Consider the following 17712-nt stretch of genomic DNA (forward strand, 5'->3'; position numbering starts at 1 on the left):
ATTTTTTGTATTTTTCAGGACTTTCAATTTTATTTTTTAAAAATTCTTTATGCATAGATTTTAATAAAGGAATTATTTTTCTAGAAATAGTACATATCTAACCTCATCATTTTTAGTTTCCGCAAGTATTTTTTTATAGCCTATAACTTTATTATTCTCATATATGGCTTGTTTGCTATAAGTTTTATTGATATATATGGTATTATTTTTAAAATTAATTTTATGCCATTCTTCACCTTCTCTTAATCCCCCCATGCACGGCGGTCGGATAAAGGCGTAGGTGTATAGAAAACGGTTGCACAATTTCGAAGCCGACTGATTTTCGCATCTTTTTCAAGTTGTAAATTGTAAAAGTATACCTTGGCTGTCTATGAAAGAATTGCATTTCACATGTCAGTCCTTTATATTAGTATGGGAAATAGATTAAAGCCTATATTAATAAAACCTTAAGGTTTTCATAAGAAAATTATTATGATATAAATTTTTGTTTTGCAGTATTATAATAATAATGAGTGCTTAATCAGGAAGAAGGGATAGAACTTATGAGTATGAATATTTTGGTTGTAGACGATGAGCAGTCCATAGCGGACCTAATTGAAGTTTATTTAAAAAATGAAGGTTTTACAATATACAAATTTTATAACGGTCAAGATGCGTTCCGGTGTGTTGAGTCGGAACAGTTAGAGCTTGCGATACTTGATATCATGCTGCCGGATATTGATGGCTTTACTCTCTGCCAGAAAATTAGGGAAAATCATAATTTTCCTGTTATCATGCTGACTGCTAAAGAAGAAGAAATTGATAAAATTACCGGATTGACACTAGGTGCGGATGATTACATAACAAAACCGTTTCGGCCTTTGGAGCTTGTTGCCCGTGTCAAGGCGCAGCTCCGGAGATTTACCAAATATAATTATGCGGAGCCAAACCAGGAAGAACACTTGATTGCCTTTTCCGGATTGATATTGGACATGGGTACCCATGAATGTACGCTGAATGAGAAAAAGATATCTCTCACTCCTAAAGAGTTTTCAATTCTTTGGGCCCTTTGCTCCAATCGCGGACGGGTGGTAAGTTCGGAAGAATTGTTCCATGAGGTATGGGGAGATAAGTATTTTACTAACAGCAATAATACAGTAATGGTTCATATCCGTCACTTAAGAGAAAAAATGCACGACAGCGCGGAACATCCTAAATATATCAAAACGGTATGGGGGGTTGGCTATAAAATTGAAAAGTAAGAGAGATAAAAGAAGGAATGATTATACAAAATTAAAAAGGAAAGTATTTTCTCAAATGCTTCTTATTACAGTTGCCGCCGCTGTGACTGTTTATCTATTGCGCCATATCCTGCGTGGACAGATCGGAGATCGTATCGTTCGATTTTTAGTCAACGCTTTTAAATTTAAAGATTCGGAAGCGCAGACAATCTATCAGTTGGTGATTCGCAACAATATGGACATGATCCTTTTTGTTGTAATCCTAATATTTTTAGTTATCCTTTTTCGATTTTCTGTTTCTTGGTTTACTAAATATTTCGATGAGGTCAGTGCCGGAATGGATAAACTTGCTGAGGAATCTGATGAAAAAATTACATTATCACCGGAATTGGATTTTATGGAAAATAAGCTTAATCAGATAAAAAACAACTTGGAAAAGCAAGAAAAAGCTGCCCTTAATGCCGAGCAGCGCAAGAATGATTTGGTAGTTTACCTGGCTCATGATATAAAGACACCTCTGACCTCCGTTATAGGATACTTAAGTCTTCTGGATGAAGCTCCTGATATGCCTCCGGAACAGAAGGCAAAATATGTGGGTATTACCTTGGAAAAAGCTTATCGATTAGAGCAGCTTATAAATGAGTTTTTTGAGATCACAAGATTTAATCTTCAAACGATTGTTTTGAATAAAGTAAAAATCAATCTACTGTTCATGCTCCAGCAGATGGCGGACGAATTCTATCCAATGCTGACTCCACAGGAAAAGCAGGTGTCCGTCAATGTGCCTGACGGACTCACTCTGTGGGGAGATGCAGATAAACTGGCCCGTGTGTTCAATAACATTCTGAAAAATGCGATAGCCTATAGCTATGAAAACAGCGTCATTGACATTTCTGCTAAGCAGCAGGACAAAAATATTATTATAACTTTTACGAATCAAGGTAATCCTATCCCACGACAAAAACTGGAAACAATATTTGAGAAATTTTTTCGGCTGGACACATCCCGTTCTACCAATACAGGCGGTGCCGGGCTTGGACTAGCTATTGCCAAAGAAATCGTAAACGCGCATGGAGGCAATATTTTCGTGCAAAGTAATACAGAAAAGACAGTTTTTACTGTGGTGCTTCCACAAAAGCAAGAAAAGGATAGGTTATCTGCTTAAGTCAGATAGCTTGTCCTCTTATAAATAAAGATCTTCTGCAATTTGTAATATACAATTTATATATTAACTTTAATTTTAAGTACGAATTGCAGTAAAGATATTAAAAATGGGTAAAACACAAAGAGCATACTGGTGAATGCTGTTTTCAATAACACTTCATACTTTTTCCAAATACATGGAAGCATAAATTCAAGAGGTATAAAAAGCAATATATTTTCTATGTATGAGCGAATACCAGTAAAACTTAGCATAACAGTAAGGTAGTACACAAAGATATATACGATTATAATATGTTCAATTGACAGTTTATAGCCAATCTTTTTGCTTTGAGAGGTCAGTGTATATGGTATGGAATCAAGAATAGCAAAGAACATGTATGTCATAGTGAAACTCCAGATACCAAGATAAGAAAATCTTAAGAAGTTCATAAGAAGTTCATAAGATGGAATTCCAACATAGCTCTTTTTTCTGTGGTTAAATAATATCAGTACAGAATAAGGAGCTGTTTTATTATGGTACGAAAAGTAGAAAAGAAAAACTCAGGAATATGCATATTTGTAACATTTCTATTGATGGCTGTCATTACCGCTAGTGTTTATAAATCCATCATTACCCCGGAAAACCAACATATTTTAAAGATAGAACCGGATTCAACTGTCTCTATATCTCCCGATAAGCTGAACAGCTCCAATGTGATTCTGATCCGTTTAAAAGATCATGCTATCCTAATGCAAAAAAATAGCGAAGAAAAAATCTATCCTGCTTCTTTGACTAAAATTATGACGGCCATTGTTGCAATAGAAAATTTACCTAACCTGAAGGAAGAAATAAGACTTACCAATTCCACATTTCAGGGGCTGTACGAAGCAGATGCATCAATGACAGGTTTTCAGCCGGGTGAGAAGGTAAGTGCTATTGACCTTTTATATGGAGCACTGCTTCCAAGTGGGGCAGAGTCTTGTATTGGGCTTGCAAATCAAATTGTGGGTTCGGAGCAGGGATTCGTAAAGATGATGAATCAAAAGGCGGTAGAGCTTGGTATGGATAACACTCATTTTGAAAATGTGACAGGGCTTCATAATGAAAATCATTATACAACAGTCAAGGATCTGGCTATTCTTCTAAGCTATGCATTGCAAAATGATACTTTCAGGGAGATTTTTACTTCGTACCGTCACTCCACGCAACCTACGAATAAGCACCCTGACGGGATAACCTTTTATAGTACCATGTTTGAAGAACTCAACAATCAAAACATTATTGATGGGGAAATTTTAGGAGGAAAAACTGGATATACCGATGAAGCCGGTCTATGTCTTGCGAGTCTCGCCAAAGTGGGTAGGCAAGAGTATATTCTGATTTCAGCTGGTGCGAAAGGGGATCACCATTCAGAACAGTATAATATTACTGATGCATTAGCTGTATACAACAGTATGGGAAAATAATAAGTTCTTCATAAGAATTTATTAAAATTTAATATATGTTACATGTATTAAATTAAGTTCATTAAGGTAACTATTCAACAGTAATATGCATTAAAGGTTATTGGGAATGTAGTATTAATTGTAGTAAAATAAACACAAAAGTTATAAATTAAGAACTTAATCTATTATTTTATGCTATATTTTTATAAATTATCCACAGGTTATTCACATTATCCACAATATTCCATTAGCTAAAATTTTAAAATAACTTTAGAAATAAGTTTTTAAGCAGTAAAAAGAAGTAAAATAATATACTTATATCTCTTAAATTATAAGATTTAAAGATTAAGTGAAGAAACGGGGAAATATCATAGAATGAACGGTAAAAAAATACAGTGCTATAAATGTAAATATTATTACATTACATGGGATATAAAGTTTCCTTACGGATGCAAATTATATAAAGTAAAATCTAAGCAAGTTCCATCTATAATTGTTTTTAAATCTATAGGAACAGTGTGTGATAAATTTGTGAAGAAGTTATGATAAAAATATGAAATTCAAAATATCTTTATATTCAGAATGTGCAATTTTTGATAGGTTGATGCTCGTATATTAAATAAAAATTACATTTATTGGTTGTAAACCATTTACTTTAGCTCCATATTTCACAAAGGATATATTACTTCAGCAAGGATAAAATATTAATGAATTGAAAATATGTACTTATAGGAGGTAATACTTATTATGGGTTTATTTAACAATGTTTTGGGAAATAACAATGATAATAAGAAAAGTGAAGATGAAGGAAGACTTACACTTCATAAGGAAGAACTTGATATAAACAAAAACAAGATTAGAAAAGGTGAAGTTGAACTAAGTAAAGAAATTGTTGAAGAACAAAAAACAGTTGATGTTCCAGTTACTCATGAAGAAGTTGTTATCGAAAGAAGAGCAGTAGATAATCAAACCAGCGATACACCTATTGATGATAAAGAAACCATACGTATTCCGGTCAGTGAAGAACAGGTCAATGTGGATAAACATACTGTGGTGACTGGAGAAGTATCTGCCCATAAACGTGAAGTTGGAGAAACAAGGCGAGTAGATGAGAAACTAAAAAGAGAAGAAGCTCGTATAAACACGAATGGTAATGCGGATATAGTGGATGACAATACAGATAATGGCTTCCGTTAGAAAATTCATAAAATAAATTTAAAAACACCTCTCAAATTATATGTCAGATTTATGAGGTGTTTTTTAGACCATCTACGAGAAACCAATAGAAAATTGAAAAATCATTTTGTATTGAAAAACCATATGTAGAGATATAAATATTTATTATGTTATATATGATGGGGTAAGTATTAGAACTACTTGCTTATAAATAATAGAATTCTATGAAAATAGAAGTAAATAAAAGATAATTTTAAGTTATTGATATAGGAGGATAGAACATGTTAAACAAATATGTGCCTAGTATAGAAAGTGTTCAAACAGTTTCAAATAAGATTCCTCATAATGTAGACAGTAGTGTAAATATGCAACTTGGCAAGGAACAAATGGAAATATCTAAGGACAAAATAAAAACTGGTGAGGTATCCATTCGCAAGGAAGTCTCAACTGAAGAAAAAAATATTACTGTACCTGTGAAACGGGAGGAACTTGTTATTGAAAAGACTGTTTTTGATTCCCAATTTCATGATAAATCAGATGTTCATACTGAAACTATTCGAATACCTATTAGTGAAGAACGTATCGATATATATAAACAGCCAGTAACTTTAGAAGATGTTTCAGTTAGTAATCATCAATATAATCAGGTGAAGTATGTAACTGAAACACTAAGAAAGGAAGTGCCTCACATTAGTACTAAGGCGGAAGAAAAAATTGTGGATTATGAAAGCAATGAATAATTCTTGTACTTATTTTCTAAACCTAAAATAAGCACCCTAGATGACGAGTGCTTATTTTTAACAATATTATTTTTTTCACTTATTATTAATTATTGATTTAATCATAGCTCGATTATTTATCTCAAAAGCATAATCTGGTTGATATAACTTGTACTCTTCATCTCTAAAAAACTTTTCAAATTCTTTAAAAATTTTATCTTGATCAAATCCTAATGTGAATAATTTAAGTACAAAATTTCTGGTTTTATTTGCGGCTTCAATGCATTTTTCCCAATATGTAGGCGTTTCACTTTTATCAACCAAGCCAAAGTGAGGAGATATAATGTATCGTGGATTCGCTTTTCGGCATTTATTGATGGAGTCTATTGTTTGTTTATAACTAATTATAAATGCAGAATTAATTTTTCCTGACTTATTCATACATCCAGTTGTTTCGCTTGGAAAGATAACCTCATTATTAACTAGAAATGATAATGAACACTTTGTATGACCAGGCGTTTCTAATACATTAATACTTATATTACCTAAATTTAATGAATCTCCCTCTGAGATTTTATGATCTACTTTCATTAAAGTATCATCATAGTCTATTAATTGGCTGGATCCATAATATAGCGCAGACTGATTGTTTAGCTCTTTAATTGTTTTTAACGCACTTTTTTTATTTAAAATATTTTGTGCATGTTCTGCTGCCATCACTTTAACATCAGGCCATATTTTTCTTAAGTATGGTACTGCACTAATATGATCGTAATGGGAGTGACTAAGAAGTATATAGTCTAACTTTCTTTCATCATTAAGCACTTGCTGAATATTTCCTATAAGGCTAGAAGCGCAATACGCCATTCCGCAATCAATTAATGCTGTTTTGTTTTTTCCAAGTATCAAAAATGCAGTGCTGCTACCTTTCCCGCTTGTTACGTTTATTATATTCTTCATTATTTAATCAGCTTTAAAAAATCTATAAGAACCTAAATAAATACATAAAGATTATAGATTTAATTCATACACTCAATATTGCTATTAGTGTACATAATAACATTTCTCTATAATGTCATACCGCAAGCTGACGGTACTTTTGCCACTTCCCTTCTAAAATTAAGCAACTAATTTCCCATTTTGAAAATATAGAGTAGTTACTTTATTTATATTCTTATAATTCAATTGTTGATTTTGTTTATATCTATTAAGGATATTTATTGTAGAATTGGAAACAGAACTTGTAATAATTGCAATAATCACAGCAGAACTTAATAAACTTAATACAACCTTAAATTTATTTTCTCTTTTATCACTATTTTGTTTTTCCATTTAAATCATCCTTTTATAATTCTAAATTCCATCTTAAAAATAAAAAAGATGGCAGTATATGCCACTATATTAATATATAAGAGGAATTATCTACAATTAATAGTTCCTCTATTGTAATTTAAATTTAAATATTGAATATTAATTTTAATGTCACTTTTTCACCGACTCTAATATTAAATGAAGAAATGAGTAATTCTTTTATTACTTCTTTTTTATTGTCGCATAATTCATTGACTATTGTTTCTCATTGATTAAGGTTGAGAAAAAGTTTTTAAAAAATGCCTTATACCGCCTTCACCTATATTGATTTTCCCATATTCTTCTTTCTTAAGTCTTCTAGCTATTTCATTGTTAGATATGCCTAAAATCTTCCAATAAAGTATGTTGTTTTTCTGAGCTAAAAGCTTAGAATCAAATTTTTCACCTTGCCTTTTATGTATATCCCCCTTATTCAGCTCTTTTTTTAAGTTTTCATTTTCAACTTGTAATTTCATATTTTCACGTCTAAGATGTTGCATTTGTTCATCTAGAGTGTTATACATACTTGTAAACTCAATTATGGCATTTTTATACTGATTAATTACATCATTAATGGCTCTGCGTATACCCACAATTTTTGAATCTTTTAGAAGCTTTTTTAATACTATCAGTTTATTTTCTATTCCATTTATTTCAAGAGCAGGTTTGTCTTTCCTCTCTTTGTCTTTCCAATATATAACCACTCAAAAATCACCTTTTTTCTCGTATTTTAAGCTTATACTACGAATTTTTTATTATATTATAATACCTTATATAAGATAAGTAAAGTATAGAAAATATTTAAAAAATAAGCACCAGTTTTACCTAATGCTTAAATCATTTTGTAATTTTAAATTTTGGTTCAGGTATGTATAATTCTTAACATTATAGGGCTTCCTTTTTCTATTTTTGATATCTGTGATTGACTTAATCCTGAAATTTCTGCTAGTTTATATTGAGATATGTTTTTCTTTGTTCGTAAAAACTTAAGTCTATTTAGTATTATCTTATCTCCTCCTTTAATTCTATTATATAATTATATAAATAAGCAATTGATTATATAATAGAATTAAATTTACAGTTTATTTTAAATTATCTTTCTATATCTTTAAAATACTTGAAGTAATTCTATTTTAGAATTATAATTCTATTAAGAAGGAGGTATTATCATTTTGGACATTGGAGACAGAATAAAAAAAATAAGAGAAGAAAAAGGGCTTTCAACTTATAAACTCGCAGACATAATAAGTAATAATGGTTTTAAAATAAGTCAATCAGCAATTAGTAAAATAGAAAATGGAAATAAAAAACTGGATATAGATACAATTAAAGAAATTAGTAAAGCGCTTGGAGTTCCTGTTACTGAATTGATAGAAAATAGCGAAATATTTGGCAGAAGATTAGGTCAGTTAATAAAAGATAGAAATACAAACAGAGATAATTTAGCTAAATCCATAGGAATTTCAATAGAAGAAATCTTACAATTTGAGGGTGGAAAAGAACCAGATATCACTACATTAAATAAAATAGCTATGTTTTTTGATGTTACAACGAATTACCTTATTGGTAAGAGCAATTTTCAAACCTGAACCGATAAAAATTTAATAGAATTTGCTGAGAATAGAATTAAATTAGGATGTTTTAATACTTCTAGAGAAACAGATATAATGCAGGCATATAACACCGAAGTAAAAAAAATAATAGATGAGCGTACCTCTAAATTAAATGAGGTTTTAAATAGCTATTATAAATCCCACATAAAAGTTAATCATGATGAAGTATTTGGAGTTTTAATAGATGTTATTTCTAACTTAATTCACTTTACAGACTTCATTGTGAAACTATCAAAGGATAGAAATTTTAAATATTCTGTAGGATATAATTTAATGGGAGAAGATATACAAAATGGTATTATAAGTCCAGATGAGAACGGTGAAGAACTTTTTAGGTTTTTTGAAAAGATAGAAGCTATACCATATATTAGTGAAAAGATTTCTTCAATGTTAAGAGAACTTGAAAATGAATATAGTAGAAGATTTCATAATAATGCAAGCATATTTTTTGAATACCAAAGACTCCATAAAAAGTGATATTAGAATTCCATGATACCATAATTAAAAGTAGTTACTATGGAATTATTTGAAGTAACTACACCATAAAACCAAATAAAAGGTTATTATAAATTATTTTATAAGGAGGAATAAACTATGTTACCTGAATCTAAAAAGTATACTTATGATGAGTTTTTACAGTTAACCAAAGATACGGAAAGAACTGAATTTATAGATGGTGAAATATATATGCTTGCATCACCAACGCCAGAGCATCAAAGAATATCAGGAAATATATTTTTTCAACTGAAAAATTATTTTAAAAATAAAGAATGTGAACCTTTCGCCGCTCCTTTGGATATAGTTTTAGAAAATGATAGCGGAGATAAAACCGACATAGTTCAACCGGACTTAATGGTAATTTGTGATAAATCAAAGTTTACCAGCAGCAATTACAAAGGTATTCCCACTTTGATAATTGAAATTCTTTCTCCTTCAACCGCTGCAAAAGATACCATTAAAAAGATGGATTTATACATGAGATTTAAATTAGCTGAATACTGGATTGTACGGCCTAAAAGTAAGACAGTTGATATATACGTGTATGATGAGAATTTAAGAGCTTATACGGAACCTATGGCTTATTCAAAGGATGATGTGGTTAAGTCCAGTATATTTAAAGATTTATCTATTAAACTGGAAAATATATTCTAGTAAAAGGGAGGTAATATTCAATGGACAACACAGCTAAGAACAAAACATACACTTATGCTGACTATATGAATTACCCTGAAAATGAACGTATTGAACTTATAGAAGGTAAAATATATGCTATGTCTCCAGCTCCATCAAGAATACATCAAGAATTAATTTCTGAATTAATAACTATATTTAATAATTACATTAAATCCAATAATGGTAATTGCAAGGTATATCCTTCACCTTTTGATGTATTTCTCACAGATGATAAAAGTCTTGATAACTGTAAGAACATTGTCCAGCCTGACATATCGATAATATGTGATAAAACTAAATTAAATGATAAAGGATGTATAGGCGCTCCTGATATGATAATAGAGATAGTATCACCCCATAATCCATCTAATGACTATGTAAGGAAACTAGGACTATATGAACACTTTAAAGTAAAAGAATACTGGATAATAAATCCTATGAATAAATCCATATTAATTTATAGACTTAATGATACAATGCACTATGCCGCTCCTGAAACTTATAATTTCACAGATACAATAAAAGTTGGGATATATGACAGTTTAGAAATTGACTTTAATACTTTAGATGTGTAGGTACTTTATAATATTTCATAGTAACCACAATATATGAATGAAGGATGGTGGATGTTATGCCAACTAAAAAAGCAAACGGAGAGGGGTCTATACAAAAATATTATAAAAATGGTGAATTTAAAGCCTGGAGATGTACTATTACTATTGGTAGGGATGATATGGGAAAACTCAAAAGGAAGTCCTTTTATGGTAAAACCAAACTTGATGCTATAAAAAAGAAAGATGAAGCAGTAAAAGAACATTATATAATATTTAATCCATGTGACAATGTTACTCTTCCAAAACTCCCACCTAAGAAAGAAATTCAAATATTCACTGTTGAGGAGGAAATAACCTTTATAAAATCTTTAATTAACCACAGAAATAGAGCATTATTTATATTAGTCCTTGGGACTGGGTTAAGGATTGGTGAAGTAGTTGCCCTTAAATGGTCCGATATAAATTTTAAGAATTGTGAGCTTAAAGTTCAGAGGACATTTAAAAGAGTTCATTTGATAAACAATGAATCATCTTCTAATAAAACTGCAATAATAGAACAACAGCCTAAAACTGTAAATAGTATCAGAACTGTAAATATCCCCTCAAATATTATAGAAGAATTGAGAAGGCACAAAACAAGGCAGCTTGAAGAAAAATTAAAAGCTGGTGAAACCTATATAGATAATAACCTAGTATTCCCCAATGAAATAGGCCAACCTACAGATACAAGAAATTTAACTAGAAGTTATGCCAGGGCACTAAAGAAAGCTAACATACCTTATAAAAATTTTCATGCCATGAGACACACCTTTGCCACCAGATTATTTGAAAGAAAAGTAGACCTACCTGCTGTTCAAAAACTTCTTGGTCATAGTAGCATTAAAATTACAAGTGATATTTACACGCATGTATTGCCTGATGTAAAAGTAAAAGCAGTTGATACATTAAATGATTTATTCGCAGATTTGTAAAAGAGGTTGTTCAACATATAAAAATTATACGCGGTAAAGGAGAGTTTAAATGATACTAAGTGGAAAAGAAATAAAGAATAAATTAGGCAAGGAAATTATAATAGAACCTTTTAATGAAAAACAACTCAATCCTAATAGCTATAATTTAAGGCTTCATAATAAATTACTTGTTTATGAAGAAAATATTCTTGATATGAAAAAAGTTAACTCTGCAAGAGAGATTATAATACCTAATGAAGGATTCTTACTAGAACCTAATAAGCTTTATTTAGGTAGAACGCTAGAATACACAGAAACTGATAAATATGTTCCTATGGTTGAGGGTAGAAGCTCTGTAGGAAGATTAGGTTTATTTATACATGTTACTGCTGGATTTGGAGATATTGGTTTTAAAGGGTATTGGACCTTAGAAATGTTCTGTATACAACCAATAAAAATATATCCAAACGTTGAAATATGTCAAACTTACTACCATGCAATAGAAGGAGAATATGATAGATATAAAAGTGAAAAATATCAAAACAACAAAGGTATTCAACCTAGCTTATTATATAAAGATTTTTTAAAATAAAAGGTTGTAATTAAATAATTTTCCCAAATAATACTTTTTAAATAATTTAACTTTCTTATAAAACTACCCTATGAACTCATAGGGTAGTTTTATATTTATCACTTTTTATTGTGTTACTGGTTGTGTTATCTTAAAAAAACTTCTGTGGGTTGTGTTATTTTGCATTAAAAAAGACCTTTATATGTTAGTAAAAGTCTTGATATTGGTGCATCAGAGAGGACTTGAACCCCCGGCACGCTGGGACGTAATAAACAATTTTACATAGTTCCTCACTATCCCTAAACCCTGTTATACTGTCATTTTATTTCTCGTCTTGTCCCTTATTATACCTTTTTATTCTATCCTATAAGGGGTAAAAAAGGGGGTAAAAATTCTTGCAAGTAATTATTCATATTTTATAATCTCTATATATGTACACATTAAATTATGTGCATCTGTGCAAGATATACAATATAAAAACATGAACTTTGTAAAAACATCTGTACTATCTGTACTGATCCCCTTAAACCCTTCATATAAAAGGAAAGTACAGATATTTTATGTGTACTTTCAATCTGTACTATGTGTACTATCTGTACTTTTGTGGTATAATATTGTAAATATATTGAGAATATTATAAAAAATATTATTTTACATAGAAATAAAAAGATTACAAGGAGCGATCTAATTAGATAAAACTTAATAAGCAAGAAAAATATTAAAGGAGGTGTGACATTGGATCAACTTTTAACCAAAAAGGATCTCGCTAAGAGATGGCAAATATCAACGGCAACTATAGACAGGTATATACAGGACAAAATATTAGTTCCAGTCAAAGGTATCACAGTAATAAGATTTAATCCGCAGTATATTAGAGAACTTGAAGGAACAAAGCTTGAAAAGTTTTCACCAGTAGAAAGAAGAAGACTGGAGAGAGAGCTGGAAGACCTTAAACGAGAGAATGAAATATTAAAAGGAGTTATAGCTAGGATTCAATCAATAACATCAGAATCTATGTATCTAATGTCTAAGGAGCCACCATTTCAGGTATAAAAAGAGAGCTTTAAAATATAAAGCTCCTTACTTATTTATGAATAACATTAAATATCTTCTCAATGTTGCTTCAAATACTCAATTATGCCTTTTCTGAAATCATTCATTGTATAAAATACTTGCTTTGAAATCTCCTCCATATGAGATTTATTTAATGATCCATCAGTATTATTTGCATTGACCTCCATTTCATATGAAAAATCACCCAATGATTTTCTAAGAGCCTTATCCAAATCATTAATATTCATTTTTAATCCCCCTAATTATTTTCATTATAGTTATCTTTAGTATAGGCAGTAATTTTTAAATCTGATTTATAACCTTCTAAATCGTCTATATCTGTTATATAGTATTTTTTACCATTATACTCTATGATACAATCCAGATCTATATCATTACGCCAGTTTATTTTAAATACAGCTTGCACTTCAGTATTTGCAATAATTGCCTGTTGAGTCTCTTTTGTAGTTGCATGTCTATAATATGCCCATATATTTTTAACTAAATAATCAAGTTTTTTATCAGTTTCTCCTAATTCATTCTCATATTCTACATAATGTAATATATTAATTTTCCTATTTTTCATATCATTCATATTTACCACATCCTTATTGTATAGCCCTTAAAAATTCCTCATAATGTTCAAATAGTCCAGTATAGGCATCTAGCATTGAAGCCATACCATCTATTCTCATTTTAGCCGATTGATTTTTGATAGGTACTATATTACCATTTCTGTCTGTTTCAACTCCTGTGTTAGTTAAACACCATTTTAGCATTGGATTATTATTATAATTAATTTTCTTGGCTTGTAAATCTGCCCCCATCATTTGCATTGGTAATGACAGGGTCTTAGCTCCTTGAATACATCTTTCCATTTTGAAGCCATTATTTTTCATTTCTTCAACCCAGTATTTAGCTGAATAACTGTCATAATATATCCATAATGGAGTTATTTCCTTTTCGTTTAACATTTCAAGAAACCACGCTGTAACATCCCTATAATCAATACTGTTACCCTCGCATAGTCTTAATAAGCCACGTTCAAGCCATTTATCATATGGTATTTTATCCTCATAAACTCTTTTATTAAAACTCTCTTTAGGGAGCCAATACATTTGTGTTATATATCTCTTTTGAGTTTCGGCATCCATCAGTAACAATGTTGCTGCTGTTAAATCTGTGGTAATACTGAGGTCTGCCCCTCCTATAGCATAGGAATTACAGAAGTTATTTATATTAAAAGTTTCCTCATTGTTTATAGCATCAAATGTAAGCCATGCAGTTGATACAGTACACCTTATATTAAAATCTTTTGTGAGAATACCAGAAACATCCTTAGGGTTATTCTTTGCTCTATCAACTTTTATTTCTAAATCATCAAGCTTTTTAATATTTCCTAATCCTGGGTTAGCCTTTGGCCAACATTCTGGATTTCTCCATTCTTCTTTACTGTCAAGTTCATAAAGAATAGGTAAAAAGGTATCATCTTCGAAATTTCCATCAACTACATTGCAAGCATATTCATACATATCATCAAAAATATTCTCTCGCACTGTTCCTGCTGTGGTTATCATAATCAATAATGGTTCCCGCCTTGCACTTTGAGACTGTTTCATAACTTCATATAAGTTCCTATCTTTAATACTGTGTAATTCATCTATAATGACGCATTGAGAATTTAATCCATCAAGTGTATCTGAATTTTTACCTAATGCCTGAAATTTTGACATTGTAAGGGGGAAGTATAAATCTGTCTTACGTTTCTTTAGATGTTTTGATAAATATGGACTTTGATTTACCATATTTAAAGTTTCGTCAAAACATATCTTAGCTTGGTCTTTTTTACTTGCACATGAGTACACCTCTGCCCCTGCTTCACCGTCTGCAACTAACATATATAACGCTATGGCTGATAACATTACCGTTTTACCATTCTTCCTACTCACATAAAACATACTTTCTCTATAACGCCTTAAACCTGTATTTTTATCAATAAATCCAAATAGAGCCGATATAAAAGCTTTCTGGAATAGCTCTAATATTACCGATTTTCCTGCCCATTCACCTTTTGAATGTTTACAAAACTTTTCTATAAATTCTATAGGCCTATTAGCTTTATTTTCATCAAATATATATTTATTAGGGTTGTCAATATCATCAACCAGCCTTTTATATTCCTTTTCTATCCTTTTAGATACAATATATTTTCCTGATTTAATTCCTTTGTAGTATTCTTTTATATAGTTCATATAATCACTTCGTTTTTATAAAATCTATTAATTCATCTTTTGATTTATTATCGTCTTTAGGAAGTAAATCAATAATTTGTTTATATATTAGGCTGTATCTCTGGATAGTAGTATTATAAGCCTTTAATGAAGGATTTTCCCTTAAAAACTCTTGTTTACCTTGTTTAAACATTGCAGTAGGGCCTTTTGTGTCAACTTCATTTTTTAATGTTTCTAATGTCCGTTGCATAAATTCAAGTTCATTATATAAGCTCTCTGCAATAACTTTTTTATCTCTTGGTAATTTTCCTAATATAGCTTTAACTTTTTTCATATCTTTAGAAATATCTATAACTTTCGTTTTTTCCATGAAACTTCACCTTTCTTTAAATGATATTTAATACTGCTTTATATATTTTCCCACCCTTAATATAAAATCAATGGGAGGGGTTTAGAAATGGCGGGCATATGGTCTTAGCCACAGCGTTGTTTTTCGGTCTATTGGGGGGACTTTATAAGGTTTCCATTTTCATCAAATATAGTTTCCTTAGTGGTTACTTGATGATTTCTATTGTGTATCTTATTATGACATTCTATACACAAGGCTTCTAGGTTATCCCAATTCAATGTTATTTCTGGATTATTTATATTTCTGGGATTTATAAATTTTTTATGATGAACTATCGTTGCAGACCTTCCGCATCTCTCACATATACAGTATTTACTCTTTATATACCCCTTTCTACACTTAATCCATTCTTTACTTTGATAAAAACTCTTAGCATATTCTTTACTCATTGTCCATACTTCTTCCTATTGCCTGTAATGCAACCAATAATGAATCAATAGCATTTCTCAACTTATCTGTATCCTTGTCTTTAGGTTGAAACCATAACTGTAATATAAATGATGCTGCGCTCTTTGCTAATGGGTGTATAGTTGCATCATCTATCCACGTTCTACCTGTAGTAGCCTCTAAGTATGGTGGTATAGCATCTATCAATGGTTGCACTATATTAACATCAAGGTCATTCCCATCAACCCTTAATATGTCATGTGCTTCTGGTATGGTAAGTATATTCATACATATTCACCTCTTTAATTAAAGGGGTTGCGTATAATACGCATACCCCTATCTTTTACATTTGACTTGCCATTACTGCTAATTCACTAATTGTCTTTGCAATTTTAAGATACTCGTCAATTGCAACTGGCTTACCTTCTAATTTCTTTTGCCTTTTTTGTAATTCTTCTATTTGTTCATTAATAACTTTTATATAATCCATTATTTATACCTCCTAAATTATTCATACTTTGTAAGTTTTAAAAATGCTTCTGGTACTATTGGCTTACAGTCAGCTATTGCCAGTGCCCTGTAATCTATAAGCCCGGATTTAAAGCTTGATTCTCTGCTTACCTCAAGTAATATACCTTCTGGTATGTTATATCCCATATAATTAAAATCTCCTAATAGTATGGTATCATCTGGTATATTGTCGTCTACGATTATTGGCTTCCCTAGAATAAACCCTATTTGCTGCTGTTGAGGATCTGCTATAAATAAAGGTCTCTTGTTATCATCAGTCAAACTGTATATAAGATTATATAGACTAGCATTATTCATACCAAACTTTGCGTTAACTCCATATCCTCTTTTTAACATTCCCAGTATCTTAGTGAAATCTGTATATGCTGGCTTATCTGTATATGTGAGACTATTACTTGTATCCCATGTAATGCCTGATAATATTCCGGTACCTTGCCCTGAACCTGTACCACTTACTATAGCTTCGTTTATAGTATCAATAACACAATTATTAAGTTCTGTTTCAAGATAATTTTCAAAGGCTCCTAAACTCATTTTATTTGCTACTGCTGACATACTGAATATCTTTATTATTTCATATGCTGAAAAACTGACTGATGCAGTATCTACGGTTTCACTTTCAACATCTGCACCCTCTATATGCCAATTAGCCTTTGAACTCGGTGTACCCACTGGCACTTTTAAATTACTTGGTATATTGAAGTTCCTACAAGCTGATATTAGTCCACCCTGTTTTCTTGCCTTTTCAATAATCTCATTTAATGTCTGTGTTGGTAATACTGCTGCTGAATTAGTCATTGTTGAAAAACTACTGGCTCTTTTTTCTATTCTTGCACGGTCATATATATTTTTTTCAGTTTCAGTTAACTTCTGCCCTAACATTGACTTGAAAAAAGCACTTCTATATTCTTTTGTTTTAAATAAGTCCGTTCCTTCTGGAATATCAACACCTTTATTGAATTCCATCCCTGTTATAGGATTAAATCCTTTATTTGATTTACTTCTTTTCTCAATAATATTTTCTTTGGCCTGCTTCAATCCATCAAGTTCAATATTTAATGCTTCTATATTGGCATCCGGATCACTGTCTATCAATTTTCCTATTTCTAATGCTCGTGTTTCAATTTCCTTAATATCCTTGGCTCTATAATGATTAAATGCTTCTTGAATTGTTTTAAATTCCATT

General features: G+C 30.7%; 24 protein-coding genes and 1 pseudogene. 12 read left to right on the forward strand and 13 right to left on the reverse strand.

The annotated features are described in order from the left end of the window. Window positions 1-72 precede the first annotated feature (72 nt). Window positions 73-255, reverse strand: a complete 183-nt coding sequence (locus tag BS101_RS23120; RefSeq protein WP_073536996.1) for a hypothetical protein — start codon at window positions 253-255, stop codon at window positions 73-75. Window positions 256-542: 287 nt separating this feature from the next. On the opposite strand from BS101_RS23120, the gene vanR reads away from it, so the two are divergent. The 5 genes and pseudogenes from vanR to BS101_RS00140 all read left to right on the forward strand — a co-directional run. Continuing rightward, entirely contained in the window at window positions 543-1241 is a 699-nt protein-coding gene (gene vanR, locus BS101_RS00110) for a VanR-ABDEGLN family response regulator transcription factor (protein ID WP_073536997.1), read from the forward strand. Beyond that, window positions 1219-2385: a vancomycin resistance histidine kinase VanS gene (vanS, locus tag BS101_RS00115; RefSeq protein ID WP_073536998.1), complete on the forward strand. Its 1167-nt coding sequence runs from the start codon at window positions 1219-1221 to the stop codon at window positions 2383-2385. The genes vanR and vanS overlap by 23 nt, the downstream gene beginning before the upstream one ends. Window positions 2386-2897: 512 nt before the next feature. Next, window positions 2898-3830, forward strand: coding sequence for a D-alanyl-D-alanine carboxypeptidase family protein (locus tag BS101_RS00125; protein WP_073537000.1), 933 nt, complete (start codon window positions 2898-2900; stop codon window positions 3828-3830). Window positions 3831-4556: 726 nt separating this feature from the next. Beyond that, a complete protein-coding gene (locus tag BS101_RS00135) occupies window positions 4557-5006 on the forward strand; it encodes a YsnF/AvaK domain-containing protein (protein WP_073537002.1) in 450 nt (149 codons plus the stop codon). 317 nt (window positions 5007-5323) lie between these two features. Next, window positions 5324-5725 (forward strand): annotated as a pseudogene (locus tag BS101_RS00140) (YsnF/AvaK domain-containing protein); the annotation flags it as partial. A gap of 75 nt (window positions 5726-5800) precedes the next feature. On the opposite strand, the gene BS101_RS00145 reads toward BS101_RS00140, so the two are convergent. The 4 genes from BS101_RS00145 to BS101_RS24490 form a co-directional block, all read right to left on the reverse strand. Continuing rightward, the gene (locus BS101_RS00145) at window positions 5801-6664 is read right to left on the reverse strand and encodes an MBL fold metallo-hydrolase (RefSeq protein WP_073537004.1); all 864 of its coding nucleotides are present in this window, start codon (window positions 6662-6664) and stop codon (window positions 5801-5803) included. 159 nt (window positions 6665-6823) lie between these two features. Next, window positions 6824-7036 carry a hypothetical protein gene (locus BS101_RS00150; RefSeq protein ID WP_073537005.1) on the reverse strand — a complete coding sequence of 71 codons (213 nt, stop codon included), beginning with the start codon at window positions 7034-7036 and terminating at the stop codon, window positions 6824-6826. A 251-nt stretch (window positions 7037-7287) separates the two neighbouring features. Further along, complete coding sequence (locus BS101_RS00155) at window positions 7288-7758, reverse strand: hypothetical protein (protein WP_073537006.1); 471 nt, start codon at window positions 7756-7758, stop codon at window positions 7288-7290. Between the two features lie 158 nt (window positions 7759-7916). Then, window positions 7917-8078 (reverse strand): helix-turn-helix domain-containing protein, encoded by a 162-nt coding sequence (locus BS101_RS24490; RefSeq protein WP_083585800.1) that lies wholly within the window; start codon window positions 8076-8078, stop codon window positions 7917-7919. A gap of 148 nt (window positions 8079-8226) precedes the next feature. Between BS101_RS24490 and BS101_RS00165 the strand changes: the two genes are divergently transcribed. The 7 genes from BS101_RS00165 (at window position 8227) to BS101_RS00195 (ending at window position 12968) form a co-directional block, all read left to right on the forward strand. Further along, entirely contained in the window at window positions 8227-8643 is a 417-nt protein-coding gene (locus BS101_RS00165) for a helix-turn-helix domain-containing protein (protein ID WP_073537007.1), read from the forward strand. A 78-nt stretch (window positions 8644-8721) separates the two neighbouring features. Next, window positions 8722-9144 carry a hypothetical protein gene (locus tag BS101_RS00170; protein ID WP_073537008.1) on the forward strand — a complete coding sequence of 141 codons (423 nt, stop codon included), beginning with the start codon at window positions 8722-8724 and terminating at the stop codon, window positions 9142-9144. A 117-nt stretch (window positions 9145-9261) separates the two neighbouring features. Then, a complete protein-coding gene (locus BS101_RS00175) occupies window positions 9262-9819 on the forward strand; it encodes a Uma2 family endonuclease (RefSeq protein WP_073537009.1) in 558 nt (185 codons plus the stop codon). A 20-nt stretch (window positions 9820-9839) separates the two neighbouring features. Then, window positions 9840-10415, forward strand: a complete 576-nt coding sequence (locus BS101_RS00180; RefSeq protein ID WP_073537010.1) for a Uma2 family endonuclease — start codon at window positions 9840-9842, stop codon at window positions 10413-10415. 56 nt (window positions 10416-10471) lie between these two features. Further along, window positions 10472-11365 carry a tyrosine-type recombinase/integrase gene (locus tag BS101_RS00185; RefSeq protein ID WP_083585611.1) on the forward strand — a complete coding sequence of 298 codons (894 nt, stop codon included), beginning with the start codon at window positions 10472-10474 and terminating at the stop codon, window positions 11363-11365. Between the two features lie 49 nt (window positions 11366-11414). Then, window positions 11415-11936 (forward strand): dCTP deaminase, encoded by a 522-nt coding sequence (dcd, locus tag BS101_RS00190; RefSeq protein ID WP_073537011.1) that lies wholly within the window; start codon window positions 11415-11417, stop codon window positions 11934-11936. A 714-nt stretch (window positions 11937-12650) separates the two neighbouring features. Further along, complete coding sequence (locus BS101_RS00195; RefSeq protein WP_073537012.1) at window positions 12651-12968, forward strand: histidine kinase; 318 nt, start codon at window positions 12651-12653, stop codon at window positions 12966-12968. 59 nt (window positions 12969-13027) lie between these two features. On the opposite strand, the gene BS101_RS00200 is transcribed toward BS101_RS00195, so the two are convergent. The 8 genes from BS101_RS00200 to BS101_RS00230 form a co-directional block, all read right to left on the reverse strand. Then, complete coding sequence (locus BS101_RS00200; protein ID WP_073537013.1) at window positions 13028-13216, reverse strand: hypothetical protein; 189 nt, start codon at window positions 13214-13216, stop codon at window positions 13028-13030. 11 nt (window positions 13217-13227) lie between these two features. Next, window positions 13228-13563 (reverse strand): phage head closure protein, encoded by a 336-nt coding sequence (locus BS101_RS00205; protein ID WP_073537014.1) that lies wholly within the window; start codon window positions 13561-13563, stop codon window positions 13228-13230. Window positions 13564-13576: 13 nt separating this feature from the next. Beyond that, window positions 13577-15220 carry a terminase large subunit gene (locus BS101_RS00210; RefSeq protein ID WP_073537015.1) on the reverse strand — a complete coding sequence of 548 codons (1644 nt, stop codon included), beginning with the start codon at window positions 15218-15220 and terminating at the stop codon, window positions 13577-13579. 4 nt (window positions 15221-15224) lie between these two features. Then, the gene (locus BS101_RS00215; protein WP_073537016.1) at window positions 15225-15569 is read right to left on the reverse strand and encodes a hypothetical protein; all 345 of its coding nucleotides are present in this window, start codon (window positions 15567-15569) and stop codon (window positions 15225-15227) included. A 128-nt stretch (window positions 15570-15697) separates the two neighbouring features. Next, a complete protein-coding gene (locus BS101_RS00220; RefSeq protein ID WP_073537017.1) occupies window positions 15698-15997 on the reverse strand; it encodes an HNH endonuclease in 300 nt (99 codons plus the stop codon). Continuing rightward, window positions 15990-16211: a phage gp6-like head-tail connector protein gene (locus tag BS101_RS00225; RefSeq protein WP_242951358.1), complete on the reverse strand. Its 222-nt coding sequence runs from the start codon at window positions 16209-16211 to the stop codon at window positions 15990-15992. The genes BS101_RS00220 and BS101_RS00225 overlap by 8 nt, the downstream gene beginning before the upstream one ends. A gap of 127 nt (window positions 16212-16338) precedes the next feature. Beyond that, a complete protein-coding gene (locus BS101_RS22515) occupies window positions 16339-16485 on the reverse strand; it encodes a hypothetical protein (protein WP_156875975.1) in 147 nt (48 codons plus the stop codon). A gap of 17 nt (window positions 16486-16502) precedes the next feature. Beyond that, entirely contained in the window at window positions 16503-17711 is a 1209-nt protein-coding gene (locus BS101_RS00230) for a phage major capsid protein (protein WP_073537019.1), read from the reverse strand. Between the last annotated feature and the right edge of the window lies 1 nt (window position 17712).

Source organism: Clostridium kluyveri, from assembly GCF_001902295.1.
In the GTDB taxonomy this organism is placed as follows: Bacteria; Bacillota; Clostridia; order Clostridiales; family Clostridiaceae; genus Clostridium_B; species Clostridium_B kluyveri_B.

What these genes read in the sequence shown, in the direction of transcription:
- BS101_RS23120 (WP_073536996.1), bottom strand. Translation starts at nt 255, where the DNA reads ATGGGGGGATTAAGAGAAGGTGAAGAATGGCATAAAATTAATTTTAAA.
- vanR (WP_073536997.1), top strand. Translation starts at nt 543, where the DNA reads ATGAGTATGAATATTTTGGTTGTAGACGATGAGCAGTCCATAGCGGAC.
- BS101_RS00125 (WP_073537000.1), top strand. Translation starts at nt 2,898, where the DNA reads ATGGTACGAAAAGTAGAAAAGAAAAACTCAGGAATATGCATATTTGTA.
- BS101_RS00135 (WP_073537002.1), top strand. Translation starts at nt 4,557, where the DNA reads ATGGGTTTATTTAACAATGTTTTGGGAAATAACAATGATAATAAGAAA.
- BS101_RS00145 (WP_073537004.1), bottom strand. Translation starts at nt 6,664, where the DNA reads ATGAAGAATATAATAAACGTAACAAGCGGGAAAGGTAGCAGCACTGCA.
- BS101_RS00150 (WP_073537005.1), bottom strand. Translation starts at nt 7,036, where the DNA reads ATGGAAAAACAAAATAGTGATAAAAGAGAAAATAAATTTAAGGTTGTA.
- BS101_RS00170 (WP_073537008.1), top strand. Translation starts at nt 8,722, where the DNA reads ATGCAGGCATATAACACCGAAGTAAAAAAAATAATAGATGAGCGTACC.
- BS101_RS00175 (WP_073537009.1), top strand. Translation starts at nt 9,262, where the DNA reads ATGTTACCTGAATCTAAAAAGTATACTTATGATGAGTTTTTACAGTTA.
- BS101_RS00180 (WP_073537010.1), top strand. Translation starts at nt 9,840, where the DNA reads ATGGACAACACAGCTAAGAACAAAACATACACTTATGCTGACTATATG.
- BS101_RS00185 (WP_083585611.1), top strand. Translation starts at nt 10,472, where the DNA reads ATGCCAACTAAAAAAGCAAACGGAGAGGGGTCTATACAAAAATATTAT.
- dcd (WP_073537011.1), top strand. Translation starts at nt 11,415, where the DNA reads ATGATACTAAGTGGAAAAGAAATAAAGAATAAATTAGGCAAGGAAATT.
- BS101_RS00200 (WP_073537013.1), bottom strand. Translation starts at nt 13,216, where the DNA reads ATGAATATTAATGATTTGGATAAGGCTCTTAGAAAATCATTGGGTGAT.
- BS101_RS00205 (WP_073537014.1), bottom strand. Translation starts at nt 13,563, where the DNA reads ATGAATGATATGAAAAATAGGAAAATTAATATATTACATTATGTAGAA.
- BS101_RS00210 (WP_073537015.1), bottom strand. Translation starts at nt 15,220, where the DNA reads ATGAACTATATAAAAGAATACTACAAAGGAATTAAATCAGGAAAATAT.
- BS101_RS00215 (WP_073537016.1), bottom strand. Translation starts at nt 15,569, where the DNA reads ATGGAAAAAACGAAAGTTATAGATATTTCTAAAGATATGAAAAAAGTT.
- BS101_RS00220 (WP_073537017.1), bottom strand. Translation starts at nt 15,997, where the DNA reads ATGAGTAAAGAATATGCTAAGAGTTTTTATCAAAGTAAAGAATGGATT.
- BS101_RS22515 (WP_156875975.1), bottom strand. Translation starts at nt 16,485, where the DNA reads ATGGATTATATAAAAGTTATTAATGAACAAATAGAAGAATTACAAAAA.
- BS101_RS00230 (WP_073537019.1), bottom strand. Translation starts at nt 17,711, where the DNA reads ATGGAATTTAAAACAATTCAAGAAGCATTTAATCATTATAGAGCCAAG.